General features: G+C 41.1%; 3 protein-coding genes. All 3 read left to right on the top strand.

The window, feature by feature from the left end; all coding sequences use genetic code 11:
- Positions 1-115 precede the first annotated feature (115 nt).
- The 3 genes from HRQ63_RS25615 (at position 116) to HRQ63_RS25605 (ending at position 3,525) form a co-directional block, all read left to right on the top strand.
- Positions 116-967 (top strand): recombinase family protein, encoded by an 852-nt coding sequence (locus tag HRQ63_RS25615; protein WP_172247940.1) that lies wholly within the window; start codon positions 116-118, stop codon positions 965-967.
- Between the two features lie 78 nt (positions 968-1,045).
- On the top strand, positions 1,046-2,647 hold the full coding sequence (locus tag HRQ63_RS25610; protein WP_172247939.1) for a recombinase family protein: 1,602 nt from the start codon (positions 1,046-1,048) through the stop codon (positions 2,645-2,647).
- A gap of 128 nt (positions 2,648-2,775) precedes the next feature.
- Complete coding sequence (locus HRQ63_RS25605; protein WP_172247938.1) at positions 2,776-3,525, top strand: DUF3800 domain-containing protein; 750 nt, start codon at positions 2,776-2,778, stop codon at positions 3,523-3,525.
- The last annotated feature ends 286 nt before the right edge of the window (positions 3,526-3,811 follow it).

The following is a 3,811-nucleotide window of genomic DNA, read 5'->3' as shown; positions in this document are numbered from 1 at the left end:
GTTGTCGTTGTCGTTGTCGTTGTCGTTGTCGTTGTCGTTGTCGTTGTCGTTGTCGTTGTCGTTGTCGTTGTCGTTGTCAAAAGTGTCTAATCCATCAAACAAGGAGAACATACAAATGAATGTCGTAACCTATCTTCGCGTATCTTCAGAACAACAAGCAGAACGCGAACTTTCAATTCCTGCACAACGAGAAGCGTTACAACGCTATGCGGATGAACGTGGATGGAACATCGTTGCAGAGTATGTTGACGAAGCCAGATCCGCAAAAACAGATGAACGTCCTGCCTTTCAACAAATGATTGGCATCGCACAAAAAACGAATAAAACTTTTGAAGCTATTGTCGTCCACAAGTTTGACCGATTCAGCCGCAGTCGTGCAGATCATGCAATCTACAAAGCCTTACTCAAAAAACATGGCGTTGTGGTTGTATCTGCATCTGAACCTATTGAAGCAGACACTCCACATGGTTTTCTATTGGAGTCGATGCTCGAAGTCATCAGCGAATTCTATAACGTCAATTTGCGGCACGAAACATTAAAGGGGATGCGTGAGAACGCCGCTCAGGGCTTCCATTGCGGCGGCAGAGTACCCTTTGGCTATCGTCGCACTCAGATCGGCAGAAAGGTCATGTACGAGCTTGGAGCGAAGCATGAGGTTGCATTGATTCGTCAGATATTTCAAATGGCAGCAGAAGGGCAGGGGGGCAAGAGAATAGCTGGTGAGTTGAATCGACAATCTGTTATCGCCGGTAAACGTTGGTCGCCATCCACAGTCCTTTCGATCTTGGCGAATCCGGTCTACCTTGGACAACGCGTATGGAATAAAAAGAAGGATGCAGACGGTAAACGTAATGAGATTTCAGAGTGGGTGATAACTGAGGATGCCCATCCTGCTATCGTCGATCAGCAGCTCTGGGATGCAGCCCAATCTTCATTGATGCAGAGAAAGCAAAGCAAAACTAAATAATCTTGTTTGATCGCAGGTACGCCATCACGGTGTACCTGCTTTTTTTATGCCCAAATTTAAGCATAGGGAGAGGTTTCAATGAAAGTAGCCATTTATGCAAGAGTATCGTCAGATCGCCAAGCAGAGAAAGAACTTTCCATTCCGGCACAGGTTAAAGCGATTCAACAATATTGTTTGGAGAAAGAGTGGACAATCACGCATCAATTTATCGAAAAAGGGAGATCGGCTAAAACAGATGACCGCCCAGAATTTCAGAAGATGATTGCTCTGGCCAAACGCTCAAATCGTCCATTTGATGCCGTAGTCGTGCATAAGTTTGATCGCTTTTCTCGCAAACGCGACGATCACGTGATCTATAAAGCTCTGCTCAATCAATATGGAGTCAAAGTCATTTCAGTCACGGAACAAACGCAATCCGAAACTCCACAAGACATGCTGCTGGAAGGAATGTTAGAAGTCATATCGGAGTTTTTTAATGCAAACCTAGCTGTCGAAGTTCGGAAAGGGATGACACAGAATGCGAAGCAGGGGTACAACAACGGTGGCACGCCACCTTATGGTTATCGTACTGAACACATGGCTTTAGGGCATCAGAAAACGAAAGCGGTTTGGGTACTGGGACCACGTGAAGAAATCGAGACGATCCGCTGGATGTTTCATCAATATGCGTATGAGAATGTCGGTTATAAGAAAATCGCATCCATGCTCAATGATCAGGCGGTGCCTACACAAAAAGGAGGGAAGTGGTCAGCGACAACGGTACGTGCGATGATCCATAACCAATCATACCTGGGCCGCAAGATATGGAATAAACAAGATTATCAAACGAAAGGCAATAAGTGGCGAGATCGTTCAGAATGGATTATCACAGAGAATGCACATCCAGCCATCATTAATGAAGATTTATTCAATCGTTGTCAGCAAAAAGCGAAAGAGCGTCATAATGGTGGTGGAGTCATACATCGGGACAGTCAGATAAAGAAGAGTTCTCCGTTTTGGCTTAGGGGCGTATTTTGTTGTGACAAATGCGGATCGCGGATGGTAGGCAATTCAACGGCGACAACGAAGAAATATGGCGGACAGAGATATTACGTTTGTGGCGGGTATATGCGGAAAGGAAAAGATTTCTGTCCGTATGTAAGTTGGAGAAAAGAGCGTATTGAACAAATTGTAACGAACAAGCTGCGAAGTGTGCTGCTGCGTCTTACATTCGATAATCAACTTGAAGAAGAGATTCGGAAGTATCATGGGGATGCCAATAGACATATTTGGATCGAAAAAAACAACTTGGAATCGGAGGTCGCCTATTTGGATCGCCGTATTACTCAACTTGAAGGAGAACTCAAAAGCGGCGTTGGAAAGGCGTACTACGTAGATATGTTGGAGGATTTGAAAGGAGAGCTAGTTGTTAAACAAACTGAGCTGGAAAAGATCAGAGACGCATATAGCGAATTGGAACTATCTGAAGAAACGTTGAAGTCGTTGATGCATGATATTCGAGTGATGATTGGAATGCTGGATGATGAGGTGCAGAATCCGCAGTTGATGAATGAGTATGTGAAGAAGTTTGTATCAAATATCAATGTTCACCGTGAAACCAGTCAGGTTCACATAATCATGCAGTCAAATGTTGGAGAATGGGTGTTATATCAAAAGAGGGTAGTAGTGGATTGGGAGTAAAGCATTCGAGTATTTAGAAAACTGAATCAAATTATGTAGCATGTTACGAAGGTGATTTCTTAGAAAAATCTATGATTTAAATAATTTGTATAGTACTCTAAGAGAATAAATACTAATGGAGGAGTACTATGTTAGCTTATATTGATGAAAGTGGTTTTCCGCATCCTAATGACTCAACTCAACAGCCAGTACTTGCGGCTGTATGTATTCCAAAGGATGAAGTTAGAAATATTATGAGAAAGATGTATAGAATCAAATTAGACGTTTATGGTCGTTATGATGTGGAACTTAAAGCAGTGAATGTGCTTAAGAAAAAGTCAATTACTAAAAATGTTAATAACAAGATATTTGCAGATCGTGTCGTTAACGAGGTACTAAGTACTACTTTGAATTTAAAGGTTTTTGCTATAGTTATGGACAAACCTACAATACCAATTCAACTAGAAGAGGTTACATTTCCTAATCATTATAGGTTTTTGCTCCAACGTATCAATGGATACTCTGAAATGCGTGGTAAAAAGTGCGTTGTTTCTTTTGATTCTCAAGATGAAGGAAATGACATGCTTATATCCAACAAAATGAAAAACTATTTGTTTCGTTCTGGAGAAGGTAATAATTGTGCATCAATTGTTGAATCTGCGTTTTTTGTAAGCTCTAAAGTAGAAGAGGGTATACAACTTGCAGACCTGTGTGCGGGTATTATTAGAAAGTATCATGAAATCTGCTTAGATGCAGCAACACCTGATCCATTCTCTATATGGGTAAACGAGTTATATTCAAAGATTCAAGTAAGAACTTGTTCAGTGCCTTCACCGAATGGTAACCAACAATTACATGGCATATATAAAATCCCAATGAGATTATTAACACGCGTGTAGAATAAACTTAATACAAGACAGTTATACTTATAATGAGAATGCTGTTGTGATCATAGCAAAAGCATATTTTATCATGTTATAAATATAAAAAGATTGACAGTGCCCTTAAGGAATGTATAATAATACTAAAGACTGGTGTTGTAGTTCTGTCTAGGAGCTGCCTCGTGCTGGTCTTGTTTTTATTTGAAAAATTATAATAAGACTCAATAGGTAGTGGGGACGCGTCCGCTTTACTAACGCTAAAGCCTATTAAATGGCAAACAACAAAACAACTACGCTTTCGCAG

The sequence above is a fragment of the Saccharibacillus endophyticus genome, assembly GCF_013185185.1.
Taxonomy (GTDB): domain Bacteria; phylum Bacillota; class Bacilli; order Paenibacillales; family Paenibacillaceae; genus Saccharibacillus; species Saccharibacillus endophyticus.
The sequence above is the reverse complement of the archived record's forward strand: the minus strand, read 5'-3'. Positions and strand labels throughout refer to the sequence as shown.